The sequence below is a fragment of the Paracidovorax konjaci genome, from assembly GCF_900112675.1.
Taxonomy (GTDB): domain Bacteria; phylum Pseudomonadota; class Gammaproteobacteria; order Burkholderiales; family Burkholderiaceae_C; genus Paracidovorax; species Paracidovorax konjaci.
In genome coordinates this window covers 163,612-182,657 of sequence record NZ_FOMQ01000007.1, presented here as the reverse complement: position 1 = coordinate 182,657, position 19,046 = coordinate 163,612, and the positions used below count along the sequence as shown (strand labels likewise).

17 protein-coding genes are annotated in these 19,046 nt (G+C 70.6%); 14 read left to right on the top strand and 3 right to left on the bottom strand.

Annotated features, from left to right (window positions below; translation table 11 throughout):
* Nucleotide 1: 1 nt before the first annotated feature.
* A complete protein-coding gene (locus tag BM144_RS12845; protein WP_092952822.1) occupies nt 2-1,318 on the bottom strand; it encodes a flavin-dependent oxidoreductase in 1,317 nt (438 codons plus the stop codon).
* Nucleotides 1,319-1,395: 77 nt separating this feature from the next.
* Here BM144_RS12845 and BM144_RS12840 point away from each other — a divergent pair, with 77 nt between their 5' ends.
* From BM144_RS12840 to chrA, 3 genes are all read left to right on the top strand, one after another.
* The gene (locus tag BM144_RS12840) at nt 1,396-1,968 is read left to right on the top strand and encodes a MarR family winged helix-turn-helix transcriptional regulator (protein WP_092952820.1); all 573 of its coding nucleotides are present in this window, start codon (nt 1,396-1,398) and stop codon (nt 1,966-1,968) included.
* 80 nt (nt 1,969-2,048) lie between these two features.
* Nucleotides 2,049-3,071, top strand: coding sequence for a Bug family tripartite tricarboxylate transporter substrate binding protein (locus BM144_RS12835; RefSeq protein ID WP_092952818.1), 1,023 nt, complete (start codon nt 2,049-2,051; stop codon nt 3,069-3,071).
* A gap of 144 nt (nt 3,072-3,215) precedes the next feature.
* Nucleotides 3,216-4,586 (top strand): chromate efflux transporter, encoded by a 1,371-nt coding sequence (gene chrA / locus BM144_RS12830; RefSeq protein ID WP_092952816.1) that lies wholly within the window; start codon nt 3,216-3,218, stop codon nt 4,584-4,586.
* Nucleotides 4,587-4,610: 24 nt separating this feature from the next.
* Here chrA and BM144_RS12825 read toward each other — a convergent pair whose 3' ends face one another.
* On the bottom strand, nt 4,611-5,324 hold the full coding sequence (locus BM144_RS12825) for a glutathione S-transferase C-terminal domain-containing protein (protein ID WP_092952815.1): 714 nt from the start codon (nt 5,322-5,324) through the stop codon (nt 4,611-4,613).
* A 150-nt stretch (nt 5,325-5,474) separates the two neighbouring features.
* On the opposite strand from BM144_RS12825, the gene dapF reads away from it, so the two are divergent.
* From dapF to BM144_RS12810, 3 genes are read left to right on the top strand one after another with little or no spacing between them, the layout of a single operon-like run.
* Complete coding sequence (gene dapF, locus BM144_RS12820) at nt 5,475-6,353, top strand: diaminopimelate epimerase (RefSeq protein WP_092952813.1); 879 nt, start codon at nt 5,475-5,477, stop codon at nt 6,351-6,353.
* Nucleotides 6,350-7,051, top strand: coding sequence for a DUF484 family protein (locus BM144_RS12815; protein ID WP_092952811.1), 702 nt, complete (start codon nt 6,350-6,352; stop codon nt 7,049-7,051). Before dapF ends, BM144_RS12815 begins: the two co-directional genes overlap by 4 nt.
* 20 nt (nt 7,052-7,071) lie before the next feature.
* On the top strand, nt 7,072-8,085 hold the full coding sequence (locus tag BM144_RS12810) for a tyrosine-type recombinase/integrase (protein WP_245783645.1): 1,014 nt from the start codon (nt 7,072-7,074) through the stop codon (nt 8,083-8,085).
* Nucleotides 8,086-8,136: 51 nt separating this feature from the next.
* On the opposite strand, the gene BM144_RS12805 is transcribed toward BM144_RS12810, so the two are convergent.
* Entirely contained in the window at nt 8,137-9,747 is a 1,611-nt protein-coding gene (locus BM144_RS12805; RefSeq protein WP_092952809.1) for a methyl-accepting chemotaxis protein, read from the bottom strand.
* A 158-nt stretch (nt 9,748-9,905) separates the two neighbouring features.
* Between BM144_RS12805 and BM144_RS12800 the strand changes: the two genes are divergently transcribed.
* From BM144_RS12800 to rsmH, 8 genes are all read left to right on the top strand, one after another.
* Nucleotides 9,906-11,090 carry a class I SAM-dependent rRNA methyltransferase gene (locus tag BM144_RS12800; protein ID WP_092952807.1) on the top strand — a complete coding sequence of 395 codons (1,185 nt, stop codon included), beginning with the start codon at nt 9,906-9,908 and terminating at the stop codon, nt 11,088-11,090.
* Nucleotides 11,091-11,336: 246 nt separating this feature from the next.
* Entirely contained in the window at nt 11,337-12,431 is a 1,095-nt protein-coding gene (locus BM144_RS12795) for a CobW family GTP-binding protein (protein ID WP_092952805.1), read from the top strand.
* A gap of 305 nt (nt 12,432-12,736) precedes the next feature.
* Nucleotides 12,737-13,234: an RNA polymerase-binding protein DksA gene (gene dksA, locus BM144_RS12790; RefSeq protein WP_092952803.1), complete on the top strand. Its 498-nt coding sequence runs from the start codon at nt 12,737-12,739 to the stop codon at nt 13,232-13,234.
* 105 nt (nt 13,235-13,339) lie between these two features.
* Entirely contained in the window at nt 13,340-15,133 is a 1,794-nt protein-coding gene (locus tag BM144_RS12785) for an STAS domain-containing protein (protein ID WP_092952801.1), read from the top strand.
* Between the two features lie 99 nt (nt 15,134-15,232).
* Nucleotides 15,233-15,781, top strand: a complete 549-nt coding sequence (gene hslV, locus BM144_RS12780) for an ATP-dependent protease subunit HslV (RefSeq protein ID WP_092952799.1) — start codon at nt 15,233-15,235, stop codon at nt 15,779-15,781.
* A 96-nt stretch (nt 15,782-15,877) separates the two neighbouring features.
* On the top strand, nt 15,878-17,194 hold the full coding sequence (gene hslU / locus BM144_RS12775; protein WP_092952797.1) for an ATP-dependent protease ATPase subunit HslU: 1,317 nt from the start codon (nt 15,878-15,880) through the stop codon (nt 17,192-17,194).
* 454 nt (nt 17,195-17,648) lie between these two features.
* Nucleotides 17,649-18,077 (top strand): division/cell wall cluster transcriptional repressor MraZ, encoded by a 429-nt coding sequence (mraZ, locus tag BM144_RS12770; RefSeq protein WP_092952795.1) that lies wholly within the window; start codon nt 17,649-17,651, stop codon nt 18,075-18,077.
* A gap of 5 nt (nt 18,078-18,082) precedes the next feature.
* Nucleotides 18,083-19,021: a 16S rRNA (cytosine(1402)-N(4))-methyltransferase RsmH gene (rsmH, locus tag BM144_RS12765; RefSeq protein ID WP_092952793.1), complete on the top strand. Its 939-nt coding sequence runs from the start codon at nt 18,083-18,085 to the stop codon at nt 19,019-19,021.
* Nucleotides 19,022-19,046 lie beyond the last annotated feature (25 nt).

Here is a 19,046-nt window from a genome sequence, read left to right as displayed (position 1 = left end):
ATCAGCCCGCTGCCGCGCGGGGTGCGGCCTGCCGGTGCCCGGCCGCCGTCTTGTAGTCGCGCACCCAGCCGGCGAGCACGGCCGGGTCGAGCACGTCCCCGATGCGCTCGAAGCCCTCGGGCGCACGCTCTTCCACCATGTCGAGGATGGCGTCCAGCCCTTCGGCACGGTTGAGTTCCACGATGCGCGCCGTCATCGGGCGGCGGCCGGCTTCGTAGGCGTCGAGGGCCGCGGGCAGGTCGTGCGGGTGCCGGGCCAGCGCATCGGCTATCGCGCGCGCATCCAGCAGCGCCTGGGTGGCGCCGTTGGAGCCGATCGGGTACATCGGGTGCGCGGCATCGCCCAGCAGCGTCACGCCCCGGCCCTGGCGCCATCGCGGCAGCGGATCGCGGTCCACCATGGGCCATTCGAGGATCTGGGTGGCGCCAGCGATGAGCCCGGGCACGTCCACGAAGCCGAAGCGCCAGTTGCCGAAGGTGGGCAGCAGGTCGTCCACCGAGCCCGGGCGGCTCCAGTCCTCGCGGCCGGGCGCCTCCAGGCCGCCGCCGAAGCCGTCCTCGCGCAACCGGCGGTCGGCCACCCAGTTGATGAGCTGCAGGCCGTCCGCGCGCGGCGGGGCGATGGGGTAGACCACGAACTTCGCGCGGCGGTGGCCCGCCTGCACCATGGTGCGCCCGTCCAGGAAGGGCCGGGCCCAGGTGGTGCCGCGCCACATCATCATGCCGTTCCATCGCGGAGCGCCCTCGCGGGGATGGAACTGCCGCCGCAGGGCCGAGTGGATGCCGTCCGCGCCGATCAGCAGATCGCAGCGCAGCGCGGCCGTGCCGCCGTCCGCCAGATCGGCCTGCGCCAGCACGCGCCCATCTGCCTCCTGCACGCAGCCCGTGACGCGGATGCCGGCACGCACCTGGTGCGCGCCCAGCCGCTGCAGGCAGGTGTTCCACAGCAGCATCTGCAGGTCGCCGCGGTGCACGCTGAACTGCGGGTGGCTGTAGCCCGCTTCCGCGCCACGCAGGTCTTCGTAGATCGGCTGGCCGTGGCGGTTGGCGAACACCAGCGCCCGCGTGCGCACGGCCATGCCGTCCAGCGCGGGCAGCAGGCCCACGCTGTCCAGCACCTCCACGGCATGCGGCAGCAGGTTGATGCCCACGCCCAGCGGCTGGGGCCGCGCGGCGGCTTCGCAGACAGTGACCCGGTGCCCCTGTTCGTGCAGCGCCAGCGCGGCGGCCAGGCCGCCGATGCCGCCGCCGGCGATCACGATGTCCAGGGGGCGCGGTGTCTGCGCGGCGGCGGAGGGCGTGGTGGGGGAGGAGGTCATGGCAGAGGTCCGCAGGGGGGGGCGTCTCAGGGTCTTGCCGCTTGACGCCGGTCAATGTGTGCTCCTATTGTTGCGCCATGCAACAAAATCCACGCTCCGCAAAAACCCGTGGTGACGCCGCACGGCTCGGCACGGTGCCTCCGTGTCCCCGAGCGGCGCAGGCGCATCCGCCGGCACAGCCCGGCGATGCGACCGAAGGGCCGCTGCGGCCCGTGCCCGGCCTGCGCTACGGCGTTCTGGATGCGCTGATGGGGTATGCACTGCGCCGCGCGCAGAACGCGCTCTACCTGGATTTCCAGCGGGCCGTGGGGGACGACGTGAGCCCGCAGCGGTTCGCCGCGCTGGTGCTGGTGGTGGGCAATCCGGGCCTGCGCCAGGGCCTGCTGGCCGAAGCCATGGGGCTGCACCGCAGCGGCGGCATGCGCCTCGTGGACTGGCTGGTCCGACAGGGCTGGGTGCAGCGCGCGGCCGACCCGCAGGACCGCCGCTCCTGGACGCTGCACCCCACTCCGGGAGGCGAGGCGGCGCTGGCCGCGATTTCTGCCCGCGTGCAGGCGCACGATGCCGCCATGCTCGCCGCGCTCGGGCCGGAGGGCGCGGCGCTGCGGCCCCTGCTGGACCGGCTGGCCCGCACGGAGAACCCGGGCTGAAGGTGCCCGCCCCGGGCTGCAAAGGGCCGGCGGGCAGCGCGCCCGTCCGGCATGATTCGACCCCCAAAGGAGACAACAACATGGCTATGAATTCCTCGCGGGCGCGGGCCCGCAACGTGCCGCCCCCGGGCATCCGCCGCCGCGAGGCCGGCCTCGCGATGGCCGCGCTGTGCCTGGGCGCGGGCGGGCCTGCCGCGGCGCAGCAGGGCGTTCAGCGCATCCTGGTCGGCTTCCCTGCGGGGGGCTCCATCGATGTGGTGGCGCGCCGGCTGGCCGAGAGCTGGCGCGCGCGCACCGGCGCGACCACCGTGGTCGAATCCCGCGTCGGCGCGGGGGGGCGCATCGCGCTCACTGCGCTCAAGGACGCGCCGCCCGACGGGCTCACGATGGTGCTGAGCCCGTCGTCCATGCTCACGATCTACCCGCACGTCTACAAGCGCCTGCAGTACCGGCCGGCCACCGATTTCGCCGCCGTGGCGCCGGTGGCGCTGTCCACCTGCGGCTTCATGGTGGGCCCCAAGGTGCCCGAGTCGGTGAAGACCCTGCGCCAGTTCGCCGAATGGACCAAGGGCCGCGCCGAGCCCGAGGGCTACGCATCGCCGGCCGCCGGGGCCATGCCGCATTTCATCGGCAACCAGTTCGCGCATGCCGCCGGCATCGCGCTCACGCACGTGCCCTACCGCGGCGCCGCGCCGGGGCTGCAGGACCTGATGGGCGGGCAGGTGGCCTCTGGCTGCTTCAGCGTCGGCGACTGCCTGCCGCACATTCCCACGGGCCGCGTGCGCGTGCTGGCCGTGAGCGACACGCGCCGCTCGCGCTTCCTGCCCGATGTGCCCACGTTCGCCGAGCAGGGCTTCGCCGGCATCCAGGGCGTGGAGAGCTACGGCCTCTACCTGCCCGCGCGGGCGCCCGCCGCGGTGGTGGAGCGCTGGGCCGACGCCGCCCGGCAGGCGGTGCGCGATCCGGCGGTGGTGGAGGCGCTCGCCAAGCTGGGCTTCGAGCCCGCCTCGGGCACGCCCGAGGAGTTCGCGCGCCAGCTGGCCCAGGAGCGCGACCGCTGGGCGCCGGTCGTGGCCGCCTCGGGCTTCTCGTCGGAAGAGTAGGGCAGCGGCATCCGGAAGGGGGATGAGGGCTGGTGAGGCCGTGCCGGGGCGCACTAGAATCCGCCTATCCGGGAAAACAGCCTCCCGTCCCGCGAGGGTAGACGGTGTCCCGTCCAAGCGCTGGAGCGACTCATCGGAGTTTCCATGGACACCTTGCCGCCCTCCGCCGCCGATCCGGCGCGCGCCCTCCCCCATTCCGTCTCCCTGCCCGAAGCCCTGCGCTTCTGGCTGAAGCTCGGGTTCATCGGCTTCGGCGGCCCGGCCGGCCAGATCGCGCTCATGCACGACGAACTGGTGGAGCGCCGCCGCTGGATTTCGGAGCGGCGGTTCCTGCATGCCCTCAACTACTGCATGCTGCTGCCCGGGCCGGAGGCGCAGCAGCTCGCCACCTACCTCGGCTGGCTGCTGCACCGCACCTGGGGCGGGATCCTGGCGGGCGCGCTCTTCGTGCTGCCGTCGCTGTTCATCATGCTGGCGCTGGGATGGCTGTACATGGCCCATGGCAGCACGCCCGCGGTGGCGGGCATCTTCTACGGCATCAAGCCGGCGGTGACGGCGCTGGTGGCGCAAGCCGCCGTGCGGGTGGGCTCGCGGTCGCTGCGCAACGGCTGGCTGGCGGCGATCGCCGTCGCCGCCTTCGTGGCGCTCTTCGCTTTCGACGTGCCGTTCCCGGCGATCGTGGTGGCCGCGGCCGTGCTGGGCCATGCGGGGGGGCGGTGGCGCCCCGAGGCCTTCGGAGCGCGGGCCGGCCCGGCGCCGGCAGGGCATGCGGGGCGGGCCGCGACGGGCGGGAGCGCGCTGATCGACGACGACACGCCCGCGCCGCCCCATGCGCAGTTCTCGTGGCGGCGGCTGCGCAATGTGCTCGTGGCCGGGCTGGGGGTCTGGCTCCTCGCCATGGGAGGCCTGTGCGCGGCTTTCGGCTGGAACTCGGTCCTCGTGCAGATGGGATGGTTCTTCACCAAGGCGGCGTTGATGACCTTCGGGGGCGCCTATGCGGTGCTGCCGTATGTCTACCAGGGCGCCGTCGAGCATTTCCACTGGATCACGCCGGCCCAGATGATCGATGGCCTGGCGCTGGGCGAGACCACGCCGGGGCCGCTCATCATGGTGGTGTCGTTCGTCGCCTTCGTCGGCGGCTGGACGCGGGCGCTCTTCGGCCCCGACGCGCCGATGCTCGCCGGGGCGGCCGCGGCGGTGGTGGTGACCTTCTTCACCTTCCTGCCGTCGTTCGTCTTCATCCTGCTGGGCGGCCCGTTCATCGAATCCACGCACGGCAACCTTCGGTTCACGGCGCCCCTGACGGGCATCACCGCGGCGGTGGTCGGCGTGATCGTGAACCTGGCCGTGTTCTTCGCCTGGCACGTCTTCTGGCCGGGCGGGCTGTCCGGCGGCATCGATGGGCCCTCGGTGCTGATCGGCCTGGCGGCGGCGGTCGCGCTGATGCGCTACCGGGCAGGGGTCATCCCGGTGATCCTGGCCGCCGGGGCCGCGGGCTTCGCCTTTCGGCTCTGAGCGGTGCGCGGCCCGGCGCTTCCGTCAGGCCCGGGCCGGAATCTCCAGCCCGCGCGCCACGGCGGGCCGCGCCACGAAGGCGTCCAGCACCCGGCGCACGTTCGTGAAGCGGTCGAACTCCACCAGATCGCCCGCTTCGTAGAAGCCCACGAGGTTGCGCACCCACGGGAAGACCGCGATGTCGGCGATGGTGTAGTCGCTGCCCACGATCCAGGCGCGGCCGTCGGCCAGGTGGCGGTCCAGCACGCCGAGCAGGCGCTTCGTCTCGGCCACGTAGCGGTCGCGCGGGCGCTTGTCCTCGTAGTCCTTGCCGGCGAACTTGTGGAAGAAGCCGAGCTGGCCGAACATCGGCCCGACCCCGCCCATCTGCCACATCAGCCACTGCAGCGCCGCATAGCGCTGCGCGCCGGCCGGCGCGAGGAAGCGGCCGGTCTTGTCGGCCAGGTAGACCAGGATGGCGCCCGACTCGAACAGCGCGAGCGGCTGGCCGCCGGGCCCGTGGGGGTCCAGGATGGCGGGGATCTTGTTGTTGGGATTGAGCGAGAGGAACTCGGGCGAGGTCTGGTCGTCCTGGTCGAAGCGCACGAGGTGCGGCTCGTAGGGCAGGCCGGTCTCCTCCAGCAGGATCGACACCTTCACGCCGTTGGGCGTCGGCAGCGAATAGAGCTGCAGCCGGTCGGGCTGCCGGGCGGGCCATTTGCGCGTGATCGGAAAGGCGGCGAGGGCGTCGTCGGTCATCGGGGCTCCTGAAAGCGTGGAACGGGGCGCGGCTCCTGGTCGCGCTCCAGGGACGGAGCGCGCCGGAGGGCGGGCCGCCATCATCGCGCGGCGGCCCGGCCCTTGCCCGCGCGGGGCCATGCCCCGGCCGGCGCAACGATAATCCCGCGGATGCAGATCCGCTTCACCAAGATGCAGGGCGCGGGCAACGATTTCGTCGTGCTCGACGAAACGCAGCACCGCCTGGGCCTCACGCCCGCGCAGTACCGCTTCCTGGCCGACCGCCACTTCGGCGTCGGCGCCGACCAGATCCTGACCGTGCGGCCATCGCCCACCGAAGGCATCGATTTCGAATACGTGATCCACAACGCCGACGGCGGCGAGGTGGAGCAGTGCGGCAACGGCGCGCGGTGCTTCGCGCGCTACGTGCGCGACAAGGGCCTCACCGCCAAGGACACCATCCGCGTGCAGACGCTGGCCGGCGTGATCGCCCCCCGCCTCACGGAGGACGGCCGCGTCACCGTGGACATGGGGCGCCCGCGCTTCGCGCCCGAGGACCTGCCCTTCGATGCCTCGGGCCTGGAGCCGGTGGCCCAGGGTTCAGGGCAAAAATGGCCGCTTGCCGCCGGTTCCATTGAAGAGTTTGCTCCTATATTCATAGCAATCGTCTCCATGGGCAATCCGCACGCCGTGCAGCTCGTGGACGACGTGGACACCGCGCCCGTCGCGCGCACCGGCCCCGCCATCGAGGGCCACCCGCGGTTTCCGCAGCGCGTGAACGCCGGCTACCTGCAGGTCGTGGACCGCGGCCACGTGCGGCTGCGCGTGTACGAGCGCGGCGCGGGCGAGACGCTCGCCTGCGGCACGGGCGCCTGCGCGGCCGTGGCCGCCGGCATCCGCCTGGGGCTGCTCGATGCGCGCGTGGACGTGCAGACGCGCGGCGGCCTGCTCACCATCGCCTGGAGCGGGGACCCCGCCGATCCGGTCTTCATGACCGGGCCGGCCACCACCGTCTTCGAAGGCCAGATCGACATTCCCGACGCACCATGACCACACCGCATTCCCCCGCCCACGCCGTGCCGCCCATCACCGAGGACGACATCGCCGAATTCCTCGCCAACACCCCGGGCTTCTTCGAGCGCCATGCCGAGCTGCTGACCGGCGTGACCCTGACCAGCCCGCACGGCCAGCGCGCCGTGAGCCTGCAGGAGCGCCAGGCCGAGATGCTGCGCGAGAAGATCAAGGGGCTGGAGCAGCGCATCATGGAAATGGTGCGCCACAGCCACGAGAACACCGCCATCGCGCAGAAGATCCACCACTGGACGCGCGAACTCGCCCAGGCCACCGATCCGGCCATGCTGCCCCACCGCGTGGAGCAGGGCATCCGCCGCCTCTTCGACGTGCCGCAGGCCGCGCTGCGCCTCTGGGACCTGTCGCCGCAGTACGCCGGGGCGCCGTTCGCCCAGGGCGCGAGCGCCGATGCGCGCTCCTTCGCCACGTCGCTCACCCAGCCGTTCTGCGGCCCCAACCTCGGCTTCGAGCCCGCGGGCTGGCTGCCGGACGCCGGCCAGGTGCAGTCGGTGGCACTGCTGCCGCTGCGCGAAGGCGCGCTCGACGGCGATGCGCCGGCCTTCGGACTGCTGGTACTGGGCTCGCCCGACGAAAAGCGTTTCGACGCGACCATGGGCACCGATTTCCTCGTGCGCATGTCCGAGCTGGCCAGCGCGGCCCTCTCGCGCCTGCGCTGAGGCCGAAGCAGACAGACCCCATGGCGAAGAGCGCGCCTGCGCAAGGCCTCCCGCCCGGCGAGGACGCCGCGGCGGCCGCGCCGCCGCCCGACCCCGAGGTGCTGCGCTACCTGGAGCACGTGCGGGTCGAGAAGCGCCTCGCGGCGCGCACCGTCACGCTCTACACGCTCGACCTGCAGCGGCTCGCCGCCCATGCGCGCGAGGCCGGCGTGCCGCTGCTGCGGCTGCAGACCGCGCACATCCGCCGCTTCGTGGCGCAGATGCATGGCGGCGGCCGCAGCGGGCGCGGCATCGCGCTGATCCTCTCGGGCTGGCGCGGGTTCTTCACCTGGGCCGCGCGCCAGGGCCTCGTGCCCCACAACCCCGTGCAGGGCGTGCGTGCGCCGCGCGCGCCCAAGCCGCTGCCCAAGGCGCTCGGCGTGGACGATGCGGTGCGGCTGGCGGAGTTCGAGGGATCGTCCGGCACCGACCCCTGGCTGGAGGCGCGCGACGCGGCGATGGTCGAGCTGCTCTACGGCTGCGGCCTGCGCGTGGGCGAACTCGCGGGGCTCGATGCCGTGCCGGGGCCGGACACGCAGCGCGACGGCCGGGGCTGGGTCGATCTGGACGCCGGCGAAGCGCATGTGTTCGGCAAGGGCTCCAAGCGGCGCAGCGTGCCCGTGGGGTCGGCCGCGCTCGCAGCGCTGCGCGCCTGGCTCGCGGTACGCCTGCAGCCCTTCGGCAGCCGGGCGGCCGGCGCCGATGCGGCGCTCTTCCTGGGCCGGCGCGGTGCGCGGCTCACGGGCCAGTCGATCTGGTCGCGGCTGCGCCAGCGCAGCCAGCTCGCGGGCCTGTCCACGCCCGTGCACCCGCACATGCTGCGCCATTCCTTCGCCAGCCACCTGCTGCAGTCCAGCGGCGACCTGCGCGCCGTGCAGGAGCTGCTAGGCCACGCCAACATCACCACCACCCAGGTCTACACGCGGCTGGATTTCCAGCACCTGGCCAAGGTGTACGACGCGGCCCATCCGCGCGCCCGGCGCAAGCCGGGCTGAGCCCCTGGCCAGACGCCGCCCTTTCGGGCGGCGGCCGCATCCACCCTGTTTTCAGCCGTGCCGCAGCCGCGGCAGCGGGCCCGCCGCCGGCGCGGCCAGCAGCGCCTCGCCGGGCAGCCGGAAGGTCGATACGGCACCCACCAGCTCCCGGGCGCGCTGGCTCAGGGCGGCGGCCGCGGCGGCCATCTCTTCCACCAGCGCGGCGTTGTGCTGGGTCGAGCGGTCCATGTCGGTCACCGCGTCGTTGATCTGGTCCACGCCCTGGCTCTGTTCCTGGCTGGCGGCCGTGATCTGCTCCACCAGTTGCGAGAGGCCGTGGATGGAGCGCACCACGCTCTCCATGGTCTGGCCGGCGCGGGCGACCTGGTCGGTGCCTGCGTTCACGCGTTCCATGCTGGCGGTGACCAGGCCCTTGATCTCGCCGGCCGCCTGGCCCGCGCGCTGGGCGAGCTGCCGCACCTCGCCCGCCACCACCGCGAAGCCGCGGCCCTGCTCGCCGGCGCGCGCCGCTTCGACCGCGGCATTCAGCGCCAGGATGTTCGTCTGGAAGGCGATGGTGTCGATGATGCCGGTGATGTCCGCGATGCGCCGGCTGCTGTCGTTGATGTCCTGCATGGTGCGCACCACCTCGGCCACCGCCGCGCCGCCCTGGGCCGCCACGCGCGAGGCGGCCTGTGCCACGCGGTCGGCCTCCTGGGCGTTGCCCGCGTTCTGGCGCACCGTGCCGTTCAGTTGCTCCATCGAGGCCGCCGTCTGCTGCAGGGCGCCGGCCTGGCCCTCGGTGCGGGCCGACAGGTCGCTGTTGCCCTGCGCGATCTGCAGCGCCGCCGAAGACACGCTCTCGGCGCTCTCGTGGATCGCCGCCACCATCGCCGCGAGCTGGTCGCGCATGCGCCGCAGCTGCGCCATCAGGCTGGCCGCGTCGCCGTCGCGCGTCGGAATGGCGACGGTCAGGTCGCCCTGCGCCACGCTGCGCGCCACCGCCGCCGCCATGGACGGCTCGGCGCCCAGTTCGCGCAGGATGCCGCGCACCACCAGCGCGCCGAAGCCGATGGCGGCCAGCATGCCGGCCAGCACCGCGGCGATCACGCCCTGGCGGGTGGCGTGGTAATCCGCCTCGGCGGCTTCATACGTGCTGCGCGCCGTGTCGAGCTGCACCTGCGTGAGGCTGGCCAGCACCGCCTGCAGCGGATCGAGCGCCGGGTACATCTCGCGCGCGGCGAAGGCGGTGAGGCCGGGGATGTCCTGGGCGCGCAGCAGCGCTTCGAGGGTCTGGACGGCGGCATCGGCGCGCGCCTGCAGCGGCCGGAACTCCGCCAGCAGGCGGTGCTCCTCGGCGTGCAGGTCGGTCGCCAGGTAGGCGTCCCACTGGGTGCGGATGTCCTTGCGCGCCGCGGCGACCGAGTCGAGGCCCTGCTGCGGCGTCATGGCGCCGTCGCGCACCTTGTGCGCCGTGTCCACGACGTTCACCGCGTAGGCATCGGCCACCACCTTGATCTGTTGCAGCGGCACGACGCGGTCGCGGTAGACGGTGACCAGGCCGGCGTTCGAGTTGCCCATGCCGAGCAGACCCGCGCCGCCGACGCCCGCCGCCAGCAGGCACAGGGCCGCCAGGAGCCAGCCGAGCCGCGTGGACACCTTGAGCCGATGGATGTAATGCATGTGGATTCCCCTCTGAGAGTTGTTGGTCTGGGCGCGGACCTTCCGGACCGGCTGGGGCGAATCCTAGGGAAACCGGGCCGGAACTTTCTCAACAATCCTCAAATCCGTGCGCATCGGCCGGGGGCGGCCGGCCGCGGGCTCCGGGACAATACGCGCCCATGAAAACCATCCGCCTGCGCCCCGGCAAGGAGCGCTCCCTCCTGCGCCGCCACCCCTGGATCTTCGAATCGGCCATCGCCAAGGGCGGCGGCGACAGCGGCGAGACCGTGCGCGTGGAGTCCGCCGAGGGACGGTTCCTCGCCTGGGCGGCGTTCAGCCCGGCCTCGCGCATCCGCGCGCGCGCCTGGAGCTTCGACGAGGCCCAGCGCATCGACGCGGCCTTCTTCGCGGCCGCCGTCGCCCGGGCCCTGCGCGCCCGGGAGCGCTTTGCCATCGACAGCGACGGCGTGCGCCTCGTGCACGGCGAATCCGACGGCCTGCCCGGCCTCATCGTGGACCGCTACGGCGACACCCTGGTGGCGCAGTTCACCAGCGCCGGCACCGAGCGCTGGAAATCCGCCATCGCCGATGCGCTGCTGCAGTCCACTGGCCTCGACAAGCTCTACGAGCGCTCCGACGCCAACGTGCGCCAGCTGGAGGGCCTGGAGCCCGCCACCGGCTGGCTGCGCGGCGAGGGCGCGACGGAACTCTCGATCCGCGAGCACGGCTGGCGCCTGACGCTCAGCATCGCGGAGGGCCACAAGACCGGCTTCTACCTCGACCAGCGCGACAGCCGCCACCGCTTCTCCGAGGCCGTGCGCCGCCTGGGCGCGCAGCGCGTGCTCAATTGCTACTGCTACACGGGCGGCTTCACCGTGGCCGCGCTCGCGGGCGGGGCGGAGCACGTCACCTCGATCGATTCCTCGGGCCCCGCGCTGGAGCGCGCCCGCTCCCATGTGGCGCTCAACGGCTTCGATGCCGGCCGCACGGAATTCCTCGACGCCGATGTGAACGCCTCCCTGCGGCGCTTCCTGCAGGAGGGCCGCACCTTCGATGCCATCGTGCTCGATCCGCCGAAGTTCGCGCCCACGGCCGCCCATGCCGAGCGCGCCGCACGCGCCTACAAGGACATCAACCGCCTGGGGCTGCAACTGCTGGCGCCCGGCGGGCTGCTCTACACCTTCTCGTGCTCGGGCGGCATCGGTGCCGACCTGTTCCACAAGATCGTGGCCTCGGCCGGCGCGGACGCGAACGTGGACGGCTACATCCTCGAACGCCTGGGCGGCGCGCCCGACCACCCGATGACGCTGGAATTCCCCGAAGGGGAGTACCTCAAGGGCCTGGCCGTGATGCGCAAGCTGTGAGGCGCCCCGGCGGGCCACGCCGGGGCTGGAAGTGATGTGCTGCATGAAATATGCTCCATGCCGCCGTATCCATTCAATAGTTTGCTATATATTTAATAGCAAACCAAAACCCGCCGGGCGCCCGAATTCCGCACCCGGCGCGGGGCTTGACACGATCGCTAAACTTTGAAGAGACCTCCCCGGAGCCCGGCCCGCGCCGCTCTCCGGTCCCGCGCCGCGGCGATGTTTCCTTCCTGAAAGACCCCCATGTCCCTCATTCCCACCACCATCCTCACGGGCTTCCTGGGCTCGGGCAAGACCACGCTGCTCAAGCGCGTGCTCACCGAGGCGCACGGCCAGAAGATCGCCGTCATCGAGAACGAATTCGGCGAAGAGAATATCGACAACGACATCCTGGTGACCGATTCCAAGGAGCAGATCGTCCAGATGAGCAACGGCTGCATCTGCTGCACCATCCGCGAAGACCTGCGCGAGACCCTGCAGCTGCTGGCCGCCAAGCGCCGCAAGGGCCTGCTGGAGTTCGACCGCATCGTCATCGAGACCACGGGCCTGGCCGATCCGGGCCCGGTCGCGCAGACCTTCTTCATGGACGAGGAGATCGCCGAGACCTACCTCATCGACTCCATCATCACGCTCGTGGACGCCAAGCACGCGGCGCAGCAGCTGAACGACCGCCAGGAAGCGCGCCGCCAGGTGGGCTTCGCGGACCAGATCTTCCTGTCCAAGACCGACCTGGTGACCGCGCAGGAGACCGACGCGCTGATCCACCGCCTCAAGCACATGAACCCGCGCGCGCCGATGAAGGCCGTGCACTTCGGCGAAGTGCCGATCTCCGAGGTGCTGGACCTGCGGGGCTTCAACCTGAACGCCAAGCTCGACATCGATCCCGACTTCCTCAAGGAAGAGGGCGGCCACCATGACCATGACCATGACCATGGTGACCATGCGCACGGCCATGACCACGACCACGACCATGCGCACGGCGAGCAGTGCAGCCATCCTTCGCACCAGCACGGCAGCCACGGCCACCACCATCACCACGACGACGATGTAAAGAGCTTCGTCTACCGCGCCGACCGCCCGTTCGATCCCGCCAAGCTGGAGGATTTCCTGGGCGCCATCGTCAACATCTACGGCCCCCGCATGCTGCGCTACAAGGGCGTGCTGAACATGCAGGGCACCGAGCGCAAGGTGATCTTCCAGGGCGTGCACCAGCTCATGGGCAGCGACCTGGGCCCGCAGTGGGCCGAGGGCGAGCGCCGCCAGAGCAAGATGGTCTTCATCGGCATCGACCTGCCGCAGGACATCTTCCAGCAGGGGCTGGAACAGTGCCTGGCCTGAGGGCTGCGGCGGTGGCCGGACCGGGCTTGTAGGATAACCACTACTTCTATCGGGACGGCCGCGCGCAGCGGGGGTGGATGTATACAATCGCGCCCCGGCAAAAACCGGGGGAGAGAAGCCACCCCGTCCGTTTCCCGGACCGCCGGATGCCCGGGCGGAATGCGGTACTCCGCGCCTGCGAACCCGCTCTGCGAAAAAGGGGGAGGGCATAGGAGTCGGCCTTCTTCCCGTTTGGAGCAATTGACCGTACCATCCACGGCACCACAGCCGGCCACCCTCGCCGGCACAGCCAGCCAATACACATCATGCCTACGACCCTGCAAGCGCAATCGCCCGTCGCGGCCGCCAAGAAAGACCCGAAGCTGGCCAACAACTGGAAGACCAAGTCGGCGGAGGAACTCTCCGACGCCGAAGTGCTTTCCATGCCCGACAGCGAATACATGAACGAGAAGCAGCTGGCCTTCTTCCGGCACAAGCTCGTCATGCTCAAGCAGGACATGCACAACAACGCCGGCGAGACCACCGAGCACCTGCGTGAGGACACCGTCGTGGTGCCCGATCCCGCCGACCGCGCCACCATCGAGGAAGAGCACGCCCTGGAGCTGCGCACCCGCGACCGCGAGCGCAAGCTGCTCAAGAAGATCGAGCAGTCCATCGGCCGCATCGATGCGGGCGACTACGGCTACTGCGACGAAACCGGCGAACCCATCGGCGTGGGCCGCCTGCTGGCCCGCCCCACGGCCACCCTGTCCCTGGAGGCACAGCAGCGCCGCGAGCTGAAGCAGAAGATGTTCGGGGACTGACAGGCCCCCGCCTGCCGCCCGCTCCGCACGGCATCGCTTCCCGCCCGTCCGTCCCTTTCCTCCGACCCATGCGCCGCGGCGCCTGCCCCTGAGCCACGACGACCCATGAGCAAGGAAGAATCCTCCCGCGGCCTGCTGTCCAAGGTGGTGCGCTTCGTGCGCAACCCCACCGTCAACTGGAACGAACTCGACTCGATCAACGAGGACCGCGAGAGCCAGTACAGCAAGCAGATGCTCAAGGAGATGATCGAGCGCAAGCGCCGCAACGATTTCGTGCGGCGCCGCGAATTCGATCAGTTGCGCAAGCTGCGCCAGCGCGAGGCGCTGCACGGCCAGCGCTCGGACGACCAGACCGCGCGCCCCTCGTTCTTCCATACCAGCATGACCTCCCCGGACGACCGGGCGGTCACGCTCAAGAAGATCGACGAGATCGAGGCGCAGATGTCCCAGCAGTGGTGGAAGAGCAAGCAGCCCGCCACCGGCGCCACGGCGCCCGGCGCGCTGGCGCCCACCGAGCCGGCATCGCTCGGCGCCCCCGATTCCACCACCGACGCGCATGCGCGCGCGTTCGCCCCCACCGCGCCGGCCAGCCTGCCGGCGGGGCTGGCGGCCGGCGCGGGCGTCCACCCCCTTTTCTCCGGCGACAGCCTGCCGCCGGCCGCGGACTTCGCGGCCGCCACGGTGCCCCTGCCGCTGCCCGGCGCCGGCCAGCCCGAGGGCGCCCGGCCGCTCGTGCCGCCGATGCTCACCGAGCGCGCCGACCCGGTCCCTCCCGTGTTCGTGGCACCCGAGCCGCCGCCCTTCGTCCACGAGCCCGACCTGGAAGAGGCCGCCATCCGCTTCGCGAACGGCGACTATGCCGGGGCTGAATCGGGCCTGCTCGAAGTGCTCTCCCAGCACGAGGGCGACGACCTGGAGCGCCAGGCCGAGTTCTGGATGGCGCTGTTCGACCTCTACCGCGCCATCGGGGAGCACGAGCGCTTCGACGCGCTCGCGATCGATTTCGCGGCGCGGTTCGGCCGCTCGGCCCCACTGTGGTTCTCCATGCCCGAACTGCTCGGCCTGCAGGTGCCGGCCGCAGCGAGCGCCGCCGCGCTGGCCGCACCGCAGCGCGAATTCCTGTGGAACGCGCCGTCCGTGCTCGCCACCCAGTCGGTGGCGGCGCTGCAGGCGGCCATCGCGCGTTCCGCCCCGCCCTGGACCTTCGCCTGGGCGCGCCTCATGACCATCGAGGAGCCGGCCGTGCCGGGCCTGGCGCAGCTTTTCGGCCAATGGGCGGACCGCACCGACACCATCGTGTTCAAGGGCGTGGATGCGCTCGTGAGCCTGCTGGAGGCGCGCACCCCGTCGGGCGACCGGGACATCTCGCCCGAATGGTGGCGCCTGCGCATGGCGGCGCTGCGGCTCATGGGCAAGCCCGACGAATTCGAACTGGTCGCGCTGGACTACTGCGTCACCTACGAGGTGTCGCCGCCGTCCTGGGCGCCTCCGCGGTGCAGCTACTCGGATGACGGGGGCGGTGTGCCCGAAGCCGCCGCCGCGGCGCCCGGCTTCGAGGTCGATTCCTTCGTCTCGGGCTTCGGCGATCCGGCCTCGCAGTCGGGCGGCCTGGAGCCCGCCGTGCCGGCCGCGCTGCTGTCCGGGCACATCGAGGGAGACGCCACGCCCATGCTGGAGCCCCTGGAGGCGCACCTGCGCAGCGGCGTGCCTTTCGCCATTGGCTGCGACCGGCTGGCGCGCGTCGATTTCGCGGCCGCCGGCTCGGTGCTGAACTGGGCTGCCGCGCAGCAGGCCCTGGGCAACGTGGTGCATTTCACGCAGGTGCAGCGCCTGGTGGCGGTGTTCTTCAACGTGATCGGCGTCAACGAGCACGCGCGCATCGTTCCGCGCAAGAACTGAACCGGCGTTCCGGCCGTTCCGGCAGGGCGGCGTCCCTGGCGGGTACGGTGCTCCGCCGCCCTGTTGCAATCCCGGCGTCCACCCCCAAGTCCGGACGCTATGGAACAGTTTCACGGCACCACCATCCTCAGCGTCCGCCGGCAGGCCGCGGACGGCACCATCCAGGTCGCCATCGGCGGCGACGGGCAGGTCACCCTCGGCAACATCGTCGTCAAGGGCTCGGCGCGCAAGGTGCGCAAGCTCCACCACGGCAAGGTGCTCGCGGGCTTCGCGGGCGCCACGGCCGATGCGTTCACGCTGTTCGAGCGCTTCGAGGCCAAGCTCGAAAAGCACGGAGGCCACCTGACCCGCGCCGCCATCGAGCTCACCAAGGACTGGCGTACCGACCGGGTGCTGCGCCGCCTGGAGGCCATGCTGGCCGTGGCCGACACCAGCGCCTCGCTGATCATCACGGGCAACGGCGACGTGCTGGAGCCCGAGCAGGGCATCGTGGCCATCGGTTCGGGCGGTGCCTATGCGCATTCGGCCGCCAAGGCGCTGCTGAACCACACCGAGCTGCCGGCCGAGGAGATCGTGCGCAAGTCGCTGGCCATTGCGGGCGAGCTGTGCATCTACACCAACATGCACCACACCGTCGAGACGCTCTGACCGCCGTCCGCCCCTGCCGTGCTTTGCTATGTTATCAATAGCAAAGTATTCAATGAATCCGCCGGCATACGGCCCCTTTTGCTTCCAGTGTCCACCATGTCTTCCATGACCCCCCAGGAAATCGTCTCCGAACTGGACCGCCACATCGTCGGCCAGGCCGGTGCCAAGCGCGCCGTTGCCATCGCATTGCGCAACCGCTGGCGCCGCCAGCAGGTCGATGCCGGCCTGCGCCAGGAGATCACGCCCAAGAACATCCTCATGATCGGCCCCACGGGCGTGGGCAAGACCGAGATCGCACGGCGCCTCGCGCGGCTGGCGGATGCGCCTTTCATCAAGGTCGAGGCCACCAAGTTCACCGAGGTGGGCTATGTGGGCAAGGACGTCGATTCGATCATCCGCGACCTGATCGAGGTGGCCGTGAAGCAGACGCGCGAGGCCGACACCAGGAAGGTGCGCACCCGCGCTGAAGACGCCGCCGAGGACCGCATCCTCGATGTGCTCATTCCGCCCGCGCGCACCGGCGAGGCGCCCGCGGACAGCACGGCGCGCCAGGTGTTCCGCAAGAAGCTGCGCGAAGGCCTGCTGGACGACAAGGAGATCGAGATCGACGTGGCCGACGCGCGCCCGCAGCTGGAAATCATGGGCCCGCAGGGCATGGAGGAAATGGCCGATCAACTGCGCGGCATGTTCAGCCAGATGGGCCAGGAGCGGCGCAAGACGCGCAAGCTCCGCATCGCCGAGGCCCTCAAGCTGATCACCGACGAGGAGGCCGGCAAGCTGGTGAACGAAGAGGACATCAAGACCCGGGCCGTGCAGAACGCCGAGCAGAACGGCATCGTCTTCATCGACGAGATCGACAAGGTGGCCACGCGGCAGGAGGCGAGCGGCTCCGACGTGTCCCGCCAGGGTGTGCAGCGCGACCTGCTGCCGCTGGTGGAAGGCACCACGGTCAGCACCAAGTACGGCATGGTGAAGACCGACCACATCCTCTTCATCGCGTCCGGCGCCTTCCACCTCGCCAAGCCCAGCGACCTGATCCCCGAACTGCAGGGGCGCTTTCCCATCCGCGTCGAACTCGAATCGCTGTCCGTGGGCGACTTCGAGGCCATCCTCACCCAGACGCACGCCTCGCTCGTGAAGCAGTACCAGGCGCTGCTGGCCACCGAGGGGGTGACGCTGGAGTTCGTGCCCGAAGGCATCACGCGGCTTGCGCACATCGCCTTCGAGGTCAACGAGCGCACCGAGAACATCGGCGCGCGGCGCCTCTCGACCGTCATGGAGCGGCTGCTGGACGAAGTGAGCTTCGGTGCCACCCGGCTCGCCGGGCAGACCGTGCGCATCGATGCCGCGTATGTGGACGGGCGCCTGGAGAGCCTCAGCCAGAACGAAGACCTTTCGCGCTACATCCTGTAAGAAGCGCTCTTTTCCCCCGACTTGCGGTGGCGCCCCGGCGCGGACCGCTCTGTGCCGCCGCCGGACGGGACCGTCCAGGCGGCGGTGCCGTTTGCGGCCGCGTGGATCGCCGGTAGAGGGGCTGCGCCGCCCGGACGTCCGGAGGCCGGCGGGGCGCCCCACCGCCGATCCTCCCCCGGCGCCGGCGCCTGTCCGGATTCCGATTTGGCCGCTCACCTTCAGGTAACACATGCACAGGGTTGGCTAAGTGCTTATCCAGGAAGGAAATTCCCCAAACTGCTCTCTGCGCAATCAGCGCTAAGTCCTTGATTTCATTGCAAAACTTTGTTGCACCTGTCCATGTGCTCGGGGCTTTTCCTGATACAGTGCAAAAAAGTGCAATTAAGTGGTGAAAAGTGCCTTCCAACCCCGTTTTCACGGACGTTGGCGGCGACAACATGTCAAGGTCTGATCCGTGTTTCAAGGGGCGTCATCGCTAAGTCTGGATGCAAAGGGGAGGCTTTCGGTGCCCACCCGGCATCGTGACGTCCTCAGCGCGACGGCCGGCGGCCAGCTCACCATCACCAAACACCCGCACGGCTGTCTCATGGTCTTTCCCCGCCCCGAATGGGAGAAGTTCCGCGAGCGCATCGCCGAACTGCCGATGTCCGCCCAGTGGTGGAAGCGGATCTTCCTCGGCAACGCCCAGGACGTCGACATGGACGGCACGGGCCGCGTGCTCGTCGCACCCGAGCTGCGCCAGGCCGCCGGCATCTCCAAGGACACCATGCTGCTGGGCATGGGCCACCATTTCGAACTCTGGGACAAGGCCACCTACGAGGCCCAGGAAGCCCAGGCCATGCAGGGCGAGATGCCCGAAGCCTTCAAGGACTTTTCTTTCTGAAGGCCATGGAAGACACCACATCGCTGCTTCGGCACACCACCGTCCTCCTGGACGAAGCGGTCGACGCCCTGCTGGGGGGCGCCGGCCCGTCGCCGGCCGGCACCTGGGTCGATGCGACCTTCGGCCGGGGCGGTCATTCCCGGCGGATATTGGAGAGGCTGGGGCCGCAGGGCCGCCTCGTGGCGTTCGACAAGGACCCCGAGGCCATCCAGGAAGCAGCGCGCATCACCGATGCGCGCTTTTCCATTCGGCACGAGGGCTTTCGCCACGTGGCCGACCTGCCGGCCGCCAGCGCCGCCGGCATCCTGATGGACCTGGGCGTGAGTTCGCCGCAGATCGACAGCCCCGGGCGGGGCTTCAGTTTCCGTTTCGACGGCCCCCTCGACATGCGCATGGACACCACGCGCGGCGAAAGCGTGGCCGACTGGCTGGCCTCGGCCGATGTGGGGCAGATTGCGGAGGTGATTCGTGAATACGGTGAAGAACGGTTTGCTGGCCCCATTGCAAAGGCGATTGTTGCTTGGCGCACGGAACGCGGCCCGCTCCGCACCACCGCCGAGCTGGCCCAGCTCGTGGCTGGCGCGGTCAAGACCCGCGAGGCTGGCCAGAACCCCGCGACACGGACCTTTCAAGCTCTTCGGATTTTCATCAACGCTGAACTGGAAGAGCTGCAGGTAGCGCTGGAAGCCAGCCTGCGCGTGCTCGCCCCGGGTGGGCGGCTGGTGGTCATCAGCTTCCATTCGCTGGAAGACCGCATCGCCAAGCAATTCATCGCGCAGCACTCCAAGGAGGTCTACGACCGCCGAGCGCCGTTCGCCGCGCCCCAGCCGATGCGCTTGCGGGCCCTGGAGCGCATCAAGCCCGGCGCCGCCGAAGTGGAGGCCAATCCGCGTGCGCGCAGTGCCGTGATGCGCGTGGCCGAACGCACCGAGGTGGCGGCATGAACGCGGCCTTTTTCCGGGCGGGCCC

What these genes read in the sequence shown, in the direction of transcription:
- BM144_RS12810 (WP_245783645.1), top strand. Translation starts at nt 7,072, where the DNA reads ATGGCGAAGAGCGCGCCTGCGCAAGGCCTCCCGCCCGGCGAGGACGCC.
- dapF (WP_092952813.1), top strand. Translation starts at nt 5,475, where the DNA reads ATGCAGATCCGCTTCACCAAGATGCAGGGCGCGGGCAACGATTTCGTC.
- chrA (WP_092952816.1), top strand. Translation starts at nt 3,216, where the DNA reads ATGGACACCTTGCCGCCCTCCGCCGCCGATCCGGCGCGCGCCCTCCCC.
- BM144_RS12795 (WP_092952805.1), top strand. Translation starts at nt 11,337, where the DNA reads ATGTCCCTCATTCCCACCACCATCCTCACGGGCTTCCTGGGCTCGGGC.
- hslU (WP_092952797.1), top strand. Translation starts at nt 15,878, where the DNA reads ATGTCTTCCATGACCCCCCAGGAAATCGTCTCCGAACTGGACCGCCAC.
- dksA (WP_092952803.1), top strand. Translation starts at nt 12,737, where the DNA reads ATGCCTACGACCCTGCAAGCGCAATCGCCCGTCGCGGCCGCCAAGAAA.
- BM144_RS12785 (WP_092952801.1), top strand. Translation starts at nt 13,340, where the DNA reads ATGAGCAAGGAAGAATCCTCCCGCGGCCTGCTGTCCAAGGTGGTGCGC.
- BM144_RS12835 (WP_092952818.1), top strand. Translation starts at nt 2,049, where the DNA reads ATGGCTATGAATTCCTCGCGGGCGCGGGCCCGCAACGTGCCGCCCCCG.
- rsmH (WP_092952793.1), top strand. Translation starts at nt 18,083, where the DNA reads ATGGAAGACACCACATCGCTGCTTCGGCACACCACCGTCCTCCTGGAC.
- BM144_RS12840 (WP_092952820.1), top strand. Translation starts at nt 1,396, where the DNA reads ATGCAACAAAATCCACGCTCCGCAAAAACCCGTGGTGACGCCGCACGG.
- BM144_RS12800 (WP_092952807.1), top strand. Translation starts at nt 9,906, where the DNA reads ATGAAAACCATCCGCCTGCGCCCCGGCAAGGAGCGCTCCCTCCTGCGC.
- hslV (WP_092952799.1), top strand. Translation starts at nt 15,233, where the DNA reads ATGGAACAGTTTCACGGCACCACCATCCTCAGCGTCCGCCGGCAGGCC.
- BM144_RS12815 (WP_092952811.1), top strand. Translation starts at nt 6,350, where the DNA reads ATGACCACACCGCATTCCCCCGCCCACGCCGTGCCGCCCATCACCGAG.
- BM144_RS12805 (WP_092952809.1), bottom strand. Translation starts at nt 9,747, where the DNA reads ATGCATTACATCCATCGGCTCAAGGTGTCCACGCGGCTCGGCTGGCTC.
- BM144_RS12845 (WP_092952822.1), bottom strand. Translation starts at nt 1,318, where the DNA reads ATGACCTCCTCCCCCACCACGCCCTCCGCCGCCGCGCAGACACCGCGC.
- BM144_RS12825 (WP_092952815.1), bottom strand. Translation starts at nt 5,324, where the DNA reads ATGACCGACGACGCCCTCGCCGCCTTTCCGATCACGCGCAAATGGCCC.